Source organism: Halomonas sp. (assembly GCF_031581305.1).
Taxonomy (GTDB): domain Bacteria; phylum Pseudomonadota; class Gammaproteobacteria; order Pseudomonadales; family Halomonadaceae; genus Halomonas.
The window spans coordinates 1-16,454 of record NZ_JAVLBC010000052.1; the positions used below are offsets into that span (position 1 = coordinate 1).

The window sequence follows — 16,454 nt, forward strand, 5'->3', positions numbered from 1 at the left end:
CACCCAATTGCCGAGGCCTGGCCCACCTGCTGGAACACGGGCTCTTCCTGGGCAGTGACCGCTGGCCCGTCGGGGGCGAACTGGCCAGATGGGTGGGCACTCTGGGGGGACGCTACAATGCCCACACCGGGGAAGATGTCACCGACGTGCACCTGCATCTGCCCGCGGACGCTGCCGATGAAGGCCTGGCTCGCCTAGTCGACCTGCTCGGACACCCCCTCCTCGAACCTGGCGCCCTCACCGACGAGGTCGAGGTGCTGGAAGCCGAGTTCCGGGCTCGCCTGGACGACCCGGCGATGCATCGCCTGGCCGCGCTGGGCCGGCTGTTCGACTCCAGCCATCCGGCCACGGCCTGCCACGCTGGTAATGGTGCCACCCTCGGCAGCGCTGATCGGGACCTGGTCGCACGCCTCCAGGCCTTTCATGCCCGCCACTACCGTGCCGAAAGGATGGCGCTGGTCATGCTCGGCCCGCAGCCGACGGACGAGCAGCTTGGCCTGCTTGAACGCCATGGCCGCCGGCTCCCGGCGATGGCCGCCGACGCGGCCGACACCCCGCTCGCGGATCGCTGGCGCTGGGCCACGCCACGCGGCGTGGCCTGGTACCCCCCGAACGAGCCAAGCCTGCCCGCTGCCAGTACCCTGGAGCTGCTGTGGCCGCTGCCCGAGGCCATCGCCGATGCCTGCTCTCTGCGGTTGCAGGCCATTGCCTCGCAGCTGACCGATGGTGCCTTGACCGCCACCCTCCAGCAGGCCCATGCGATCCAGGAACTGAGGACCTCCACGACCCCCGAGGGCACGGGGCCGGCCCTGTGCCTGGAGGTCGAGCTTGCGGAGCAACCCGCGGATATCGCACCGCTGGTGGCCACCTGTCAGCGAGCCCTTTGGCAGGCATGCCGGAGGCCCGACATCGCCCCTCCGCCGAGAGCGGCAGTCGACCTCGATGCCTGGCCGCGGAAGCAGGCCCGACGATTGAGTCATTCCCCTCCTGCCAGCGTCCCCACGCCCATGGACCGGGACCAGCACCGCCACACCCTGTCAGCGTGGCTCGCCCCGGAACAATGTCGACTGCTGTGGAGAGTGAGTACCGAACGGCATCCCCGACCCTGGCGCCGGACCGAGGAGACCGCGACCCCCTGGCGCCCCCTCGACCTGTCATGGCCCCCTTCTGCCCCGCCCCTCCCTGAGGTACCTCAACGCCAGGATCTCGATGACCGGCCGGTCGGCCCGCAGGTCGACGATCGGCCGGCAGCCGGCCTGCTCTATCGGGATGCCAGTCTCTCGCTATGGTGGGATGGGCTGGACTGGCCGGCCAGAGAGGCCGAGACCAGCTGGTGCCTGGGTTGGCCCGCCGATGCATCGGACCGTGACGCGCGTCTGCGTGACTGGCAGCGCCGAACCCTGGCCCTGCGCCAGGCAGCCAGCACCAGGGGCCTGCAGCTCACCCTGGGCAGTGACGCCAGGGGTGACTGGCTGACGGCCCGCGGCACCCCCGCCGGACTCGTCTCGCTGGTGGACCAGGCCCTGGATAGCTGGATGGCGTCGAAGACGGTGACGGAACCGACAGACGCTGTATCGTCAAGCGGCCTGATCGCCCAGCAGATGCTGGATCGCCTGGCGACACGCCCTCCACCGCTCCCTCCAGATGCCATGCCCTCCCTGCTCTGCTGGGCCCGAGGCGACGTGGGGACCCGGGAGGCGCAGGCCATGGCCCGTGGCTTCGCCGCGAGTCTGTCTCGTGCCAGGAACGTCTTCCCGGCTCCCGCCGCACCACAAGGCGGCGAACAGGAAATGACCTGGCTTGCCCCGCAGGGAGACGACCGGGCATTGATGCTGGAAGTCGAAGGAGTCGATGACGGTCCTCGCATGCGCTGGCTGCTGCAGTTGCTGGTGCAGTGCCATGACGCCGCCTTCCATCGGGAGATGCGCCAGCGGCGCGGTCTCGGTTATGTCGCGGCGGTGCGCTATCGGGAATCGTCGGGCTGGCCGCGTATCGGCTATGTCGTGCAGTCGCCTCAGGCCTCGGTCGATACCCTGCGTCGGGCCATCCTCGCGTTTCTCGACGCCGAGGCCGTGAGGCTTGCCCGGCTGGATGAGCCGGAACTGGAACGGCTGCGTCGCGGCCTGCTTGCGCGACAGGGGCCACCCGAGACCCACGAGGAGGCCGTCGAGCGGGCCTGGCAGGCATTGCGACGGGTATCGCCTGTCTGCGTCTCTCCCCCGGCCTGGCGCCTGGCCCCCTGGCAGCATGAACATGCTGCCCTCGACTCGCTCACCGCGGCCGACCTCGAGGCCCTGGCGTCGGCCCTGGCAAGCGGCACCCTGCGGATGCGCTGGTGGGCCCACGCGCCCGTATCGCCATGCCCCCCTCCATCCCAGCGTTGAGGGCCCGGAGGCCGGCGGCGACCCAGAGGGCAACTTCCATGTGTGCGGCTCCATCAAGTGCTGGAAGCCCGAGAGCCTTCTGGCCGTCCCAGCCTATTTGAAGTTCTTGCGCACCATCTTCTGGATCTCACCGACGATGCCGCCGCGGAAACTCAGCACACAGATCACGAAGATCAGACCAAGGATCACGCTCACCCAGTTGCCCACCGGCGACTGGGCCAGCTGATGCTGCAGGCTCACCACCAGGCCGGCACCCACCATGGGGCCGAACAGGGTACCGACGCCGCCCAGCAGGGTCATCAGGATCACCTCACCGGACATGTGCCAATGGGCATCGGTCAGCGAGGCCAACTGGAAGACCACCGTCTTGGTGGAGCCGGCCAGGCCCGCCAGGCCCGCGGAAAGCACGAAGGCTACCAGCTTGTAGGCATCCACGTTGTAGCCCAGCGATACCGCCCGCGGTTCGTTCTCGCGAATCGCCTTCAGCACCTGACCGAAGGGCGAATGCACGGTGCGCTGGATGATGGCAAAGCCGATCACGAAGACCACGAGCACGAAGTAGTACATATTGAGGTTGTCAGCGAGACTGATCAGCCCGAACAGCTCCCCTCGCGGCACGCCGTGCAGGCCGTCCTCGCCGCCGGTAAAGGGCGCCTGGATAAAGAAGAAGAACATCATCTGCGCCAGGGCCAGCGTCACCATGGCGAAATAGATTCCCTGACGGCGAATCGACAGCACCCCGAAGAAGGTGCCGAGCACCACGGCGGCGAGGGTGCCGATCAGGATGCCCATCTCCGGCGTGAGTCCCGGGTAGCTGGCCAGCATGATGCCGGTGAAGTAGCCGCCGGTGGCCAGGAAAGCCGCATGCCCGAAGGAGAGCAGGCCGGCATAACCAAGCAGCAGGTTGAAGGCGCAGGCAAACAGGGCGAAGCACAGCACCTTCATCAGGAATACCGGGTAGATCGCGAGCGGTGCCAGCAGGCCGATCACGATCAGCACCAGGTAGAGGGTATTGCGACGCAGCCGGGCATTACGCTGCCGCTGCATGGCGGGGGTCAGTTGTTGGGTCGTGGCCATCACGTCATGCCTCCTTGCCGAAGAGTCCCACAGGGCGCAGCAGCAGCACCAGGATCATCACCAGGAAGATCACGGTGTTGGCCGCCTCGGGGTAGTAGACCTTGGTGAGGCCCTCGATCAGCCCCATGGCCAGGCCGGTGAGGATAGCCCCCAGGATGGAGCCCATTCCCCCGATCACCACCACGGCAAAGACCACGATCAACAGACTCGAGCCCATGGTCGGCGACACCGGGTAGAGCGGGGCCGCCAACACCCCGGCAAAGGCGGCCAGCGCCACGCCGAAGCCATAGGTCAGGGTGATCAGCAGCGGCACGTTGACCCCGAAAGCCTGCATCAGCGCCGGGTTCTCGGTACCGGCCCGCAGGTAGGCGCCGAGACGCGTGCGCTCGATGATGAACCAGGTGCCCAGGCAAACCACCAACGCCGCCACCAGCACCCAGGCGCGGTAGGTGGGCAGGAACATGAAGCCCAGATTCATCCCGCCTTCCAGGGCCGTGGGCGTGGGATAGCTCGAGCCCGACACGCCGAAGAAGTTGATCAGGGTGCCCTCGAAGATCAGCGCCAGGCCGAAGGTGAGCAGCAGCCCGTAGAGGTGGTCGAGGTGGGCGATACGCCGCAGGATCAGACGCTCGATCACCATGCCCAACCCGCCGACCACAAGGGGCACCAGCAGCAGCGCCACCCAGTAGTTGAGTCCCAGGTACTGCAAGCCCAGCAGCGCAGCGAAGGCACCCAGCATGTACTGGGCGCCATGGGCGAAGTTGACGATCTTCAGCAGGCCGAAGATCACCGCCAGGCCCAGGCTGAGCAGGGCATAGAAGGCACCGTTGATCAGGCCCAGCATCAGCTGGCCCATGAACACCATCAACGGCACCCCAAAAATCATTGTCATGTCATGGACCTCCCGTCAGAGGGGCGGCGGCCGAAGCCGCCGCCAATTCCGCTTCCACTCAGTTGTTGACCAGCTTGCACTGGCTCTCGGAGAGCGGCCGGTAGGCCTCCTCGGCAGGAATGGTGGCGAGAATCTCGTAGACGTCCCACTCACCGGTGGACGCCTCCGGGGATTTCACCTCGGCAAGATACATGTCGTGGACCATGCGGCCATCCTCGCGGATGTAGCCGTTGCGGGAGAAAAAGTCTTCCACCGGGCGCTCGGCCATGGCCGCACGGATGGTCTCGGGGTCGTCGGTGCCCGCCTCGGCCACGGTCTCGAGGTAGTGCATGGTGCTGGAGTAGATGCCCGCCTGGACCATGGTCGGCATGCGCTCGGTGCGCTCATAGTAGCGCTCGGCCCACTCGCGTGCCTGGTCGTCCATGTCCCAGTACCAGCCAGTGGTGAGCAGCAGGCCCTGGGTATCTTCGAGCCCCATGGCGTGGACGTCGTTGAGGAAGATCAGCAGACCGGCGAGCTGCTGACCGGCCTGGACGACGCCGAACTGGCTGGCAGTGGTGATGGCGTTGACGGTGTCGGCCCCGGCATTCGCCAGGCCGATGATGTCGGCACCGGAGCCCTGGGCCTGGAGGATATAGGACGAGAAGTCGTTGGTCGGAAAGGGGTGACGGATTGTGCCGATGATCTCGCCGCCGTTGTCTTCCACCACTTTGGTCACGTCGCCTTCCAGGGCGTGGCCGAAGGCATAGTCGGCGGTGAGCATGAACCAGGTGTCGCCCCCCTGCTCCACCACCGCCTTGGCCGTGCCGTTGGCCAGCGGGTAAGTGTCGTAGACCCAGTGAATGTGGTTGGGCGTGCAGTGCTCGTTGGTGATGCTTGAGGCGGCGGAGCCGGAGATGATACCCAGGCCGTTGTTCTCCTCGAGTAGCTTGGTCACGGCAATGGAAACCGAGGAGGCGACCATGCCGGCCACCAAGTCGACGTTCTGCTCGTCGAACCAGCCGCGTACGGTGTTGGCGCCCACGTCGGCGCTGTTACGGTCATCAGCGCTGAACACATCGATGGGCACGCCGTTGACCTCGCCACCGACATCCTCGACGGCCATCATCAGAGCCTCGAGGCCACCGGGACCGGCGAGATCCCGGTAGGTGCCGGACATGTCGGCCAGGTAACCGATACGCACCTCGTCGTTACTCATCTGTGCCTGAGCACCGCTGGCCATCAGAGTGGCGGCGGCGGCGAGGGCGATGCTGCTGGCAAGTGTCTTCCTGTGGAACGTCATGATGTCATCTCCGTGGCCCCCCGGGGGCTGCTTGTTGTTGTCGATGCAGGTTGTTGCATTGCGGTGGATGAACTGCGGGGAGGACGGCAAGCCGTCATACACCCAGCAGGGAGTTGAGGTGCTCACGCCGCGAGGGCAACTCCGCGGCACTGATCTCCTCGATGATGCGGCCGTGCTCCATCACGAAGTGGCGGTCGGCCAGCGGGGCGGCAAAGCGGAAGTTCTGCTCCACCAGCACGATGGTCATACCGCGCTCCTTGAGTTTGATCAACACTTCGCCCAGCGCCTGGACGATGACCGGGGCCAACCCCTCGGTGATCTCGTCGAGCAGCAGCAGCCGTGCGCCGGTGCGCAGAATGCGCGCCATGGCCAGCATCTGCTGTTCGCCTCCGGAAAGCCGGGTGCCCTGGCTGCGGCGCCGCTCGTACAGATTGGGAAACATCGCGTAGATCTCGTCGATCCCCATCCCGCCGCTGCGCACCGTGGGCGGCAGCAGCAGGTTTTCCTCGACGTCGAGGCTCGAGAAGATGCCGCGCTCCTCGGGACAGTAGCCTACGCCGAGCCGCGGGATGCGGTGCGGCTTCATCTCCAGGGTCTCGGAGCCATTGATGACGATGGACCCGGTGCGGCGGCCGACCATGTTCATGATCGCCTTGAGGGTGGTACTGCGCCCGGCGCCATTGCGCCCCAGCAGGGTCACCAGTTCGCCGCGCTTCACGTCAAAGTCGACGCCATGCAGGATGTGCGATTCGCCATAGAAGGCATGCAGGTCGCTGACCCGCAGCATCTCGGCTCCGTCCAGGTCGGAATACTCGGTAAGCTTCTCGGCTGCCTGGCTCATGCGCTGGCCCCCTCTTCCGCTGAAGCGTCGCTGCCCATGTAGGCTTCACGTACCAGGGGATTGCGCGAGACCTCCTGGTAGTCCCCTTCGGCCAGCACGCTGCCGCGGGCCAGCACGGTGATGCGGTCGCACAGGCGACTGACCACGCTGAGGTTGTGCTCCACCATCAGGACGGTGCGGCCTTTCGAGACCCGCCGGATCAGCTCGACGATGCGGTCGACGTCCTCGGCGCCCATGCCCTGGGTCGGCTCGTCGAGCAGCATCAGGGTCGGCTCCAGCGCCAGGGTGGTGGCCACCTCCAGCGCCCGCTTGCGCCCATAGGGCATCTCCACGGTGAGCACGTCGGCGTATTCGCGCAAACCGACCTCGTCGAGCAGCGCAATGGCTCGATCGTTGAGGTGATCGAGGCTCTTCTCGGATTTCCAGAAGTGGAAAGAGGTGCCCAACTTGCGCTGAAGCGCCACCCGCACGTTCTCCATGGCGGTCATGTGGGCAAAGACCGCGGATATCTGGAAGGAACGCACCAGGCCCAGCCGCGCGATCTCGTTGGCCTTCATGCCGGTGATCGGCTTGCCGCGATAGAGGATCTCGCCGCGGGTGGGCGGCAGGAACTTGGTGAGCAGGTTGAAGACGGTCGTCTTGCCGGCCCCGTTGGGGCCGATCAGGGCATGGATATGCCCTTCCCGGACCTGCAAGTTGACGTCGTCGACGGCGGTGAAGCCGCGGAACTCCTTGGTCAACCCGCGAGTTTCCAGTATGAACTCCTGGGTCATGGCTCGTCCTCTCTGGATCGCTCGGGCGATCCGCCGTGGATGCTGTTGTCGTTGTTGTCGACCGTTATCGTTGTTGTGGCGGTTCCGGCCTCGAGGGCCTGGGTGATGCGTCAGGCTTCCCCGGAGAACACTCTGCACTTTACGTTAACGTAAGCTAGAGGACTGACCGCGGCACGGCAACAGGAGAAGCGTTGAACTCGACCAATGGTGTAGACGCCCACCCGATCAATAGCTTGCAAACAAAAACGCGATGCCCTTAAGGGGCATCGCGCCTGCTATCGTTCGAAGCCGGCCCTGACCGGCAGCCATCAGCACTCGATGGCGTTGACGGCCAGGCCGCCGCGAGAAGTCTCCTTGTACTTCTCCTGCATATCGGCGCCGGTGTCGCGCATGGTGCGGATCGCATGATCGAGGGAGACGAAGTGCTCGCCGTCACCGCGGAGGGCCATGCGTGCAGCATTGATCGCCTTGACCGAGGCGATGGCGTTGCGCTCGATGCAGGGCACCTGCACGAGACCACCGATCGGGTCGCAGGTCAGCCCCAAGTTATGCTCCAGACCGATCTCGGCGGCATTCTCGACCTGGCCCACGCTGCCGCCCATCACCTCGGCGAGACCGGCGGCGGCCATGGCGCAGGCGGAGCCGACCTCACCCTGACACCCCACCTCGGCGCCGGAGATGGAAGCATTCTTCTTGCACAGGATGCCCACGGCGCCGGCGGTGAGCAGGAAGTCCACTACCTCCCGCTCGCAGGCCTCGGGCTGGAACTTCATGTAGTAGTGCAGTACCGCCGGAATGATGCCTGCCGCCCCGTTGGTGGGTGCGGTGACCATGCGACCGCCGGCGGCATTTTCCTCGTTCACCGCCAGGGCGAAAACATTGACCCAGTCCATGGCCGAGAAGGTCGAGGCGATCAGGCTGTCATCGCCGTCCATGGCCAGCAGCCGCCGGTGCAGCGATGCCGCCCGGCGCCGGACTTCCAGCCCCCCGGGCAGCACACCCTCGGCGGCAAGCCCGGTCTGCACGCAGGCCTGCATGGCCTGCCAGATATCCCACAGGCCGGCGCGCACCTCGGCCTCGCTACGCCACGCCTTCTCGTTCGCCAGCATCAGCTCGCTGATGCGCAGGCCATGCATGCGGCAGAGTGCCATCAGCTCGGCGGCGGAGTGAAAGTCATAGGGCAGAGCCGTGGTGTCGCTGTCCAGCTCACCGGAGCGCGCCTGGGCCTCATCGATCACGAAGCCGCCCCCGACGGAGTAGTAGACGTTGCGATAAAGTGTGTCCACATGCCCATGGGCGACCAGGGTCAGGGCATTGGGATGGTACGGCAGGCTCTCATCATGCCACTGCAGGTCCCGGGTCCAGTGGAAGGGGATCATCTGCCGGCCGTCGAGATGCAGCATCCGTGATGCGAGCAGCGCCTCGATGCGGGGGGCGACGATGGACGGATCGATACGCGACGGATGCTCGCCCATCAACCCCATCACCACCGCCCGGTCGGTGCCGTGACCCTTGCCGGTGGCGGAGAGCGAACCATGCAGGTGAACCTCGAAGCGCGTCACACACTCAAGCAACTCGCGACGTTTCAGCACCTGGACGAAATCATGGGCCGCCGCCATCGGGCCGACGGTGTGGGAGCTCGAGGGCCCGATACCGATCTTGAACAGGTCGAAGACGCTGATTGCCATGAAAGAAGCCTCGCTTGACTGACGGGTGCAGACGGGGACGGCGCATCGCCGCCTCCAGGTTCAGCACTACTGAACGTTGCTGGCCTTGGGTTGACAATGCCTCTATGCTGGTGCGGCAAAGGTCCGGTGGCAAGCCAGAATATCTCGCTGACAGTATAGCTAAACTAAACCATGAGCCGACTCCTGCACGCCCAGACCCACGCCTGGCTGAAGGTCTTCGCCATCAGCGCCCGCTACCTCTCCTTCACACGGGCGGCGGAGGACCTGCACGTCACCACCGGCGCGGTGAGCCAACAGATCAAGCAACTGGAAGCACGGCTCGGCTTTAAGCTGTTCCGCCGCCTGCCCCGTCGGCTGGAGTTGACCGAGGAGGGGCGGCGACTGGCCGCGGTGGTGGACGAGGCCTACCAGGCGGTGGGCCTGGAGGTGCGACGACTGCGCAGCGGGGTGATGAGCGGGGTGATCCGTCTGCGCTCGGTGCCCTCCTTCCTGCATAAGTGGCTGATGCCGCGGCTGCCACGGCTGCAGGCCCGCTTTCCCGACATCGAGCTGCATGTCAGGGCCGAGGACAGCAGCCTTTCACTGCGCGAGGGCGACTTCGACCTGGCCCTGGACCTCAACGACGGTCATACGCCGGGACTCTCCATCACCCCGCTGATGGAGGAGCATATCTTCCCGGTCTGCGCTCCTGCCCTGCTACGGGATCGCCCGCCATTGCGCCACCCCGCCGACCTGGCCTGGTATCCGCTGCTCCACGACGTCACCGCCTGGCGGGGCAGTCACGAGCATGCCGAATGGGAGCACTACCTGGCTGCCATCGAGGCCCCGCCCCTCAACCTGCGTCGGGGCTACACCTTCAACCGCAACCACCTCACCATGGAGGCTGCCATCGCCGGCATGGGGGTCGCTATCGCCCGCCAGACCCTGATCCGCGGCGAGTTGCAGAGCGGCGCCCTGATCGCCCCCTTCGCGCAGCGGGTGCCCACCGGCATGCGCTACGGTATCGTGCATGCCCCGGGTGCCCTGGACGACCGCCGGATTGCCGCCGTGCATGACTGGATCGTCGAGGAGGCGCGCCGCGCCACCCCGACAGGCGTGCCGGCCGAATAGGCACCCGAGAGACGGGACGCTACAATGACGCCCCCTGGATATCATGCTTGAACGGACTCACGATGCCTCCCCCCCTCCCCCCCGAACCTCCCATGCCGATCAGCTTCGCCGCCACCTGCCTGAGGGCCGCCCTCTATATCCTGCTGATCGCCGGCATCGCCCAGGGGGTCTTTTACGAGGCGCTCTATCTGCCCGATATCCGCTTCTCGGAACGGGGCTTCACCGAGCTGGCCCAGACCGGCCTGCTCGCGCTCTCGACGCTCCTGCTGCTCTACGTGAGGGTCGGGCTTCGCGAACTGTCGCAGGTCAGCCTGCTGCTGCTCGCCTTCGTGGCCAGTTCGCTGATCCGCGAGCAGGACGTCCACCTGGACACTCACGTCTTCGACGGAGCCTGGCAGCTGCTGGTGGCGCTGATCATCCTGCCAAGTCTCTACAGCGTGATCCGTCACCGCCGGGCCTTCGCCGGACAGTTCGCGGCCTACGCCAACAGCCTCTCCTTCGGCCTGTTCGCCGCCGGCTTCCTGACCACCTATGTGTTCTCGCGCCTCTATGGCCGACATGACTTATGGCGCGCCGTGCTGCAGGAGCACTACCTGCGCGACTTCAAGAACGCCGCCGAGGAGGTGGTGGAGCTTTTCGGCTATGCACTGATGCTGATCGCCATGATCGAGTTGGTACTGCTGACCCGCCGCTGGGCCCTGACCCGACGCACCGGCTGACGCCACTTCCCCCTAATGCAACAAGCCCCGCAGGCGATGCCTACGGGGCTTGTCGTTCGGGGTGGGCGCAATGCCCTTCGAATCCTTCCTTGCGACTACTCGTCGAGGAAGGAGCGCAGCGGCTCAGAGCGACTCGGGTGGCGCAGCTTGCGCAACGCCTTGGCTTCGATCTGGCGGATCCGCTCACGCGTGACGTCGAACTGCTTGCCGACCTCCTCGAGGGTGTGGTCGGTGTTCATGTCGATACCGAAGCGCATGCGCAGCACCTTGGCCTCACGGGCCGTGAGGCCGCCGAGCACGTTGCGAGTCGCCTCGATCAGCCCCTCGCCGGTTGCCGAGTCGATGGGCAGCAGGATGGTGCCGTCCTCGATGAAGTCGCCCAGGTGGGAATCATCATCGTCGCCGATGGGCGTCTCCATGGAGATCGGCTCCTTGGCGATCTTCAGCACCTTGCGGACCTTGTCCTCGGGCATCTCGAGACGCTCGCCGAGCTCTTCCGGAGTCGGCTCGCGCCCCATCTCCTGCAGCATCTGGCGGGAGACACGATTGAGCTTGTTGATGGTCTCGATCATGTGCACCGGGATACGGATGGTGCGCGCCTGGTCGGCGATCGAGCGGGTGATCGCCTGACGGATCCACCAGGTGGCATAGGTGGAGAACTTGTAGCCGCGACGGTACTCGAACTTGTCCACCGCCTTCATCAGGCCGATGTTGCCCTCCTGGATCAGGTCCAGGAACTGCAGCCCGCGGTTGGTGTACTTCTTGGCGATGGAGATCACCAGACGCAGGTTAGCCTCGACCATCTCCTTCTTGGCCCGGCGCGCCTTGGCCTCACCGATGGAGAGCCGGCGATTGACCTCCTTGATCTCGGTCACCGGCAGCTGAATCATCGCCTCCTCGAAGGCGATCTTGCGCTGGGCACGCTGGATATCACCACGCAACGGCTCCAGACGCGCCGCGTACTTCGGATTGGCGGCGCTGAACTCGTCGAGCCACTCAGGGTTCGACTCGCTGCCCGGGAAGGCCTTGATGAAGGTCTTGCGCGGCACCTTCGCCTTCTTCACGCACAGCTGCATGATGGCCTTTTCCTGGGCCCGCACCTGCTCGACGCTGATGCGCACCTGCCCCACCAGGCGCTCGAAGTGCTTGGGCACCAGCTTGATCGGCGAGAACAGCTGAGCGAGACGCGCCAGTTCCTCCTGGGCCTGCTTCGACCCACGGCCGTGGGTCTCGATGGCCGCCTGGGCCGCGGCGTTCTGCTCGCGGATCTGCTCGAAGCGCGCCTTGGCTTCCTCTGGGTCGGGACCGCCTGTCGTCTCTTCCTCGGCCTCGGCATCCTCGTCGCCGGCATCGCCATCAGCCTCGTCACGAGGTTCCTCTTCGGGCACCTCGGCCTCGGCCACGCCGGGAATCCCTTCATCGGGATCGATGAAGCCGGAGAAAAGATCGGAGAGGCGGCCGGGCGCCTCCTCGTTCTGGGTGGCATCATAGGCCTCGAGGATGGAATCCACGGCACCGGGCAGATAGGCCAGCGCCGACATCACCTCTCGGGTGCCCTCCTCGATCCGCTTGGCGATCTCGATCTCGCCCTCACGGGTCAGCAGCTCCACGGTGCCCATCTCGCGCATGTACATGCGCACGGGATCGGTGGTGCGGCCGACATCGCTCTCCACGGCGGCGAGTGCAGCGACGGCCTCTTCGGCGGCCGACTCGTCCGTGGAATGATCCGACATCATCAGGGTGTCTTCATCGGGGGCTTCCTCGACGACACTGATGCCCATGTCGTTAATCATGCCGATGATGTCTTCCACCTGATCCGGGTCGGCGATATCCTCGGGAAGGTGGTCGTTGACCTCGGCATAGGTCAGGAAGCCCTGTTCCTTGCCGCGCGCGATCAACTCCTTCAGACGTGACTGCTGCTGCGCATTTCCAGCCATAGAAACCCTATCTCGACGAAGAAGAATGAAGCACCTGAAGCACTGAGGCGGTGAAAACTCGATAAGCCAGACAGTATAGCGGGTGAAACCACCTTTCTGCCAGATCGGTGTATTTGCGCGGTCATTCAGGTGTGTTAGGTTGTCAGGTTGCGCCGCTCACGGGCACTTCCTTCTATGTTGTGATAGTAGGAGAGAATTCAACCCCGCCGCCAATTTTTCACCGCGTGACGGGGCCTTGCATCACCCCTTGAGCTCAGTGAGCAACGTCATCAGGCGCTGGCGCTCCTCCTGAGATAGCCGCTCTCCCTGCTGCTGCTTTGACAGCAGGGCGTCGACTTCCTCCTGATGCGACGGCCTGAGGCGATGTCGCTGGAAGTGCTCGACCAGCCCGTCCAGCTCGGCGGCCCGTGCGCCTGACGGGATCAGCAGCTCGCGGCGCGCCAATTCGGCCAGCCGCTCGCCCTCCGGAGTGCCATGGAAGTGGGCCAGCAGCACCTGCGCACTGCGATAGCGTCCCGCCCGCAGTAGCCGCTCCACCTCGAGACACAGACGGGCCTCCGGGTCTTCACCGGGATACCAATCGCCCTCCTCGGGCAGGCGCTCCACCAGCCGCGGCTCGTGGACCAGCAGCTGCAGCACTCGCCCCATCAGGCTCAGCGCCCCTCCTGTCGAGCCGCTCCCTCGCTCCGGAAGGGAACGAACTCCTTCGCCACCACCGGGGGTATCGGCCACGAGAGGCGGCTCAGCCTCCGACACCTCGGGCGGCATGACCAGCGCCTCGAAGCGTGACTGGTCGACGCCGGTACGCCGCGAGAGCTCTGTCAGCAGCAGCGACTTGAGCACGCCTTCCGGCAGCTTGCCGATCGCCGACAGCACCTGACTGGCGAAGCGCTCACGCGCCTCGATGGTCGCCAGGTCGCGCCCCTCGGCAGCATGATCGAAGAGAAACTCCGACAGGGGGCTGGCGCAGGTGATGCGATCCTCGAAGGCCTCCGGCCCCTCCCTGCGCACCAGGGTATCGGGGTCCTCCCCCTCGGGCAGGAACATGAAGCGCGCCTGGCGCCCATCGATCATCTGCGGCAACACCGTTTCCAGCGCCCGGGCCGCGGCCTGACGACCGGCCCGGTCGCCATCGAAACAGAACACCACCTCACCAACCATCCGGAACAGTCGCCCCAGGTGCTCCTCGCTGGTGGAGGTACCGAGGGTGGCCACGGCGTTGCGGATGCCGAACTGGGCCAGGGCCACCACATCCATATAGCCCTCGACGATCACCAGGCGTTCGAGCCGCGAATTGGCCTGCCGGGCCTCGTATAGCCCGTAGAGCTCGCGTCCCTTGTGGAATACCGGCGTCTCGGGCGAGTTGAGGTACTTGGGCTTGGCGTCGCCCAGCACCCGCCCACCGAAGGCAATGGTGCGCCCACGAATGTCGCGAATCGGGAACATGACCCGGTCGCGGAAGCGATCATAGGTTCGCCCGCTCTCCTCGCGATGCACCAGCAGTCCATACTCGATCTGCACCGCCTCGGCGACGCCACGTTCCAGGAGGTGGCGCTTGAGCGCCTCCCAGCCGGCCGGGGCATAGCCGATGGCAAAGGCCTGCTGTACCTCCGGTGACAGGCCGCGCTTCTCCAGGTACCGGCGGGCGGTCTCCCCTTCCGGCATCTTCAACCGTTCACGGTAATAGCTGGCGGAGAGCTCCAGCAGGTTGACCCCCTCCTTGCGCTTTCGCTCGCGGGCCTGAGCGCGCGGATCATCCGCCCCTTCCCGCGGCACCTCCATACCCAGTCGCGTGGCGAGCTGCTCTACCGCCTCGGGAAAACGCAGATTCTCGTATTCCATCAGGAAGCGCAGGGCATTGCCGTGCGCCCCGCAGCCGAAGCAGTGGTAGAACTGCTTGTCGGCACTGACGGTGAACGATGGCGATTTCTCCTGATGGAAGGGGCAGAGTCCCGAATGGTTACGCCCGGCCTTCTTCAGCTTCACACGCTCACCGACCACCTCGACCACGTCGACACGGGCCAGGAGGTCATCGATGAAGCGCTGAGGAATCTGACCGGACATTCAGGGACCCTGCGGGAGTGGGGAGAGAAGAGACCAAAAACAAGCGGCCACCGTTAGGCAGCCGCTTGGCGTCCCTCTTGAGACGACAGGGACAGAATGCCCCTACCGACTCCAGTACGGATCAATAGAGCCGTTCGAAACGCTTGCGCTCACGCTGAAGCTTCTTGGCATGGCGCTTGACGGCAGCCGCCGCCTTGCGCTTGCGCTCTGCAGTCGGCTTCTCGTACTGCTCACGACGACGCACTTCCGAGAGAACACCGGCTTTTTCACAGGAACGCTTGAAGCGACGCAGCGCGACGTCAAACGGCTCGTTATCACGTACTTTAACAGAAGGCATTAAGCACTCACCTACCTTGGGTAACTTGAGTTCGGTTTGTACGCACACCTTGTGAGGGCCATTCGCGATCACGCATCGCGTTCCGGAATCGCCAGGCGAACCGGAACGATGCGTTTAACGCGGAAGGCCACTCCTGAGTGCACGACCCAGTCTTGCAGCGGACAGTATTCTAGTCGCCACACCGGATTCGTGCAAATCGTTTCCGCACTGCGCCGGTGGGGCAAAAGGGGTAGAATGCCGCCTTCCATGTACCATCGAGCCATTATCCATGCGCGTACTGGGCATCGAGACCTCCTGCGACGAGACCGGCGTCGCCCTCTTCGACACCGAGCGCGGCCTCGTGGCCGACGCCCTCTACAGCCAGATCGCCATGCATGCCGAGTACGGCGGCGTGGTGCCGGAGCTCGCCTCCCGCGACCATACGCGCCGACTGCTGCCGCTGATCCAGCAGGTGCTCGACGAGGCCGGCCTGGCGCGCACCGAGCTGAATGCCATCGCCTACACCGCCGGCCCCGGTCTGGTCGGCGCACTGATGGTGGGGGCCAGCACCGCCCACGGCATGGCCCGGGCACTGGAGATCCCGGTTCTCGGCGTCCACCACATGGAGGGCCATCTGCTGGCCCCCATGCTGGAGGATGAGCCCCCTGGCTTCCCCTTCGTTGCCCTGCTGGTCTCCGGCGGCCATACCCAGCTGGTCGAGGTGCGTGGCCTGGGCCAGTACCGCCTGCTCGGCGAATCGGTGGACGATGCCGCGGGGGAAGCCTTCGACAAGGCGGCCAAGATGCTGGGGCTCGACTACCCCGGCGGCCCCCAGGTGGCAAAGCTGGCCGAGACCGGCGACCCCGGCCGCCTGCGCTTCCCGCGTCCGATGACCGACCGCCCGGGGCTCGACTTCAGCTTCTCGGGACTCAAGACCCACACCCTGACCGCCATCCGCCAGCTCGAGCAGACCGGCGAGCTCGACGCCCAAGCGCGCGCCGACGTGGCTCGCGCCTTCGAGGAGGCCGTGGTCGACACTCTGGTCATCAAGTGCCGCCGCGCACTGGATGCGACCGGCCTCAAGCGCCTGGTGGTGGCCGGCGGCGTCAGCGCCAACGTGCGGCTGCGCGAGCGCCTGGAGCGGGAGTGCACCAAGCGCAACGCTCGGGCCTACTACCCCCGCGGGCGCTTCTGCACCGACAACGGCGCCATGATCGCCTACGTTGGCGCCCAGCGCCTGATGGCCGGTGAGCATGACGAGACCGGTATCATGAAGGCGGTACCGCGCTGGCCGATGGATACCCTTCGGGAGCCGTAAGCTGGAAGCTGGAAGCTGGAAGCTGGAAGGCAGCATGATCCCGCTCACTGGGA

The 16,454-nt window shown here is 65.6% G+C and carries 13 protein-coding genes; 4 read left to right on the plus strand and 9 right to left on the minus strand.

What is annotated here, in order from left to right; translation table 11 throughout:
- The coding region (locus tag RI841_RS06335; protein WP_310704737.1) for an insulinase family protein at positions 1-2,384 on the plus strand (2,384 nt) is incomplete at its 5' end.
- 93 nt (positions 2,385-2,477) lie between these two features.
- Here RI841_RS06335 and RI841_RS06340 read toward each other — a convergent pair.
- The 6 genes from RI841_RS06340 to RI841_RS06365 form a co-directional block, all read right to left on the minus strand.
- On the minus strand, positions 2,478-3,461 hold the full coding sequence (locus RI841_RS06340) for a branched-chain amino acid ABC transporter permease (protein ID WP_310704738.1): 984 nt from the start codon (positions 3,459-3,461) through the stop codon (positions 2,478-2,480).
- Between the two features lie 4 nt (positions 3,462-3,465).
- Positions 3,466-4,353, minus strand: a complete 888-nt coding sequence (locus tag RI841_RS06345) for a branched-chain amino acid ABC transporter permease (protein WP_310704739.1) — start codon at positions 4,351-4,353, stop codon at positions 3,466-3,468.
- A 58-nt stretch (positions 4,354-4,411) separates the two neighbouring features.
- Complete coding sequence (locus RI841_RS06350; protein WP_310704740.1) at positions 4,412-5,635, minus strand: ABC transporter substrate-binding protein; 1,224 nt, start codon at positions 5,633-5,635, stop codon at positions 4,412-4,414.
- A 94-nt stretch (positions 5,636-5,729) separates the two neighbouring features.
- Complete coding sequence (locus tag RI841_RS06355; RefSeq protein ID WP_310704741.1) at positions 5,730-6,476, minus strand: ABC transporter ATP-binding protein; 747 nt, start codon at positions 6,474-6,476, stop codon at positions 5,730-5,732.
- Positions 6,473-7,249 (minus strand): ABC transporter ATP-binding protein, encoded by a 777-nt coding sequence (locus RI841_RS06360; RefSeq protein WP_310704742.1) that lies wholly within the window; start codon positions 7,247-7,249, stop codon positions 6,473-6,475. Before RI841_RS06360 ends, RI841_RS06355 begins: the two co-directional genes overlap by 4 nt.
- A 308-nt stretch (positions 7,250-7,557) precedes the next feature.
- On the minus strand, positions 7,558-8,937 hold the full coding sequence (locus RI841_RS06365) for an L-serine ammonia-lyase (protein ID WP_310704743.1): 1,380 nt from the start codon (positions 8,935-8,937) through the stop codon (positions 7,558-7,560).
- A 171-nt stretch (positions 8,938-9,108) separates the two neighbouring features.
- Here RI841_RS06365 and RI841_RS06370 point away from each other — a divergent pair, with 171 nt between their 5' ends.
- Together RI841_RS06370 and RI841_RS06375 are read left to right on the plus strand one after the other, a co-directional pair.
- The gene (locus RI841_RS06370; protein ID WP_310704744.1) at positions 9,109-10,047 is read left to right on the plus strand and encodes a LysR substrate-binding domain-containing protein; all 939 of its coding nucleotides are present in this window, start codon (positions 9,109-9,111) and stop codon (positions 10,045-10,047) included.
- Positions 10,048-10,139: 92 nt separating this feature from the next.
- Positions 10,140-10,766, plus strand: coding sequence for a hypothetical protein (locus RI841_RS06375; RefSeq protein ID WP_310704745.1), 627 nt, complete (start codon positions 10,140-10,142; stop codon positions 10,764-10,766).
- A gap of 95 nt (positions 10,767-10,861) precedes the next feature.
- On the opposite strand, the gene rpoD is transcribed toward RI841_RS06375, so the two are convergent.
- The 3 genes from rpoD to rpsU form a co-directional block, all read right to left on the minus strand.
- The gene (gene rpoD / locus RI841_RS06380; protein WP_310704746.1) at positions 10,862-12,703 is read right to left on the minus strand and encodes an RNA polymerase sigma factor RpoD; all 1,842 of its coding nucleotides are present in this window, start codon (positions 12,701-12,703) and stop codon (positions 10,862-10,864) included.
- Positions 12,704-12,943: 240 nt separating this feature from the next.
- Entirely contained in the window at positions 12,944-14,767 is a 1,824-nt protein-coding gene (gene dnaG, locus RI841_RS06385) for a DNA primase (protein ID WP_310704747.1), read from the minus strand.
- A 121-nt stretch (positions 14,768-14,888) separates the two neighbouring features.
- The gene (rpsU, locus tag RI841_RS06390) at positions 14,889-15,104 is read right to left on the minus strand and encodes a 30S ribosomal protein S21 (protein WP_013333229.1); all 216 of its coding nucleotides are present in this window, start codon (positions 15,102-15,104) and stop codon (positions 14,889-14,891) included.
- 268 nt (positions 15,105-15,372) lie between these two features.
- Here rpsU and tsaD point away from each other — a divergent pair, with 268 nt between their 5' ends.
- On the plus strand, positions 15,373-16,401 hold the full coding sequence (gene tsaD, locus RI841_RS06395; protein WP_310704748.1) for a tRNA (adenosine(37)-N6)-threonylcarbamoyltransferase complex transferase subunit TsaD: 1,029 nt from the start codon (positions 15,373-15,375) through the stop codon (positions 16,399-16,401).
- Positions 16,402-16,454 lie beyond the last annotated feature (53 nt).

Excerpts from the sequence above, each read along its gene's own strand:
- RI841_RS06340 (WP_310704738.1), bottom strand. The coding sequence starts at position 3,461 with ATGGCCACGACCCAACAACTGACCCCCGCCATGCAGCGGCAGCGTAAT.
- RI841_RS06345 (WP_310704739.1), bottom strand. The coding sequence starts at position 4,353 with ATGACAATGATTTTTGGGGTGCCGTTGATGGTGTTCATGGGCCAGCTG.
- RI841_RS06350 (WP_310704740.1), bottom strand. The coding sequence starts at position 5,635 with ATGACGTTCCACAGGAAGACACTTGCCAGCAGCATCGCCCTCGCCGCC.
- RI841_RS06355 (WP_310704741.1), bottom strand. The coding sequence starts at position 6,476 with ATGAGCCAGGCAGCCGAGAAGCTTACCGAGTATTCCGACCTGGACGGA.
- RI841_RS06360 (WP_310704742.1), bottom strand. The coding sequence starts at position 7,249 with ATGACCCAGGAGTTCATACTGGAAACTCGCGGGTTGACCAAGGAGTTC.
- RI841_RS06365 (WP_310704743.1), bottom strand. The coding sequence starts at position 8,937 with ATGGCAATCAGCGTCTTCGACCTGTTCAAGATCGGTATCGGGCCCTCG.
- RI841_RS06370 (WP_310704744.1), top strand. The coding sequence starts at position 9,109 with ATGAGCCGACTCCTGCACGCCCAGACCCACGCCTGGCTGAAGGTCTTC.
- RI841_RS06375 (WP_310704745.1), top strand. The coding sequence starts at position 10,140 with ATGCCGATCAGCTTCGCCGCCACCTGCCTGAGGGCCGCCCTCTATATC.
- rpoD (WP_310704746.1), bottom strand. The coding sequence starts at position 12,703 with ATGGCTGGAAATGCGCAGCAGCAGTCACGTCTGAAGGAGTTGATCGCG.
- dnaG (WP_310704747.1), bottom strand. The coding sequence starts at position 14,767 with ATGTCCGGTCAGATTCCTCAGCGCTTCATCGATGACCTCCTGGCCCGT.
- rpsU (WP_013333229.1), bottom strand. The coding sequence starts at position 15,104 with ATGCCTTCTGTTAAAGTACGTGATAACGAGCCGTTTGACGTCGCGCTG.
- tsaD (WP_310704748.1), top strand. The coding sequence starts at position 15,373 with ATGCGCGTACTGGGCATCGAGACCTCCTGCGACGAGACCGGCGTCGCC.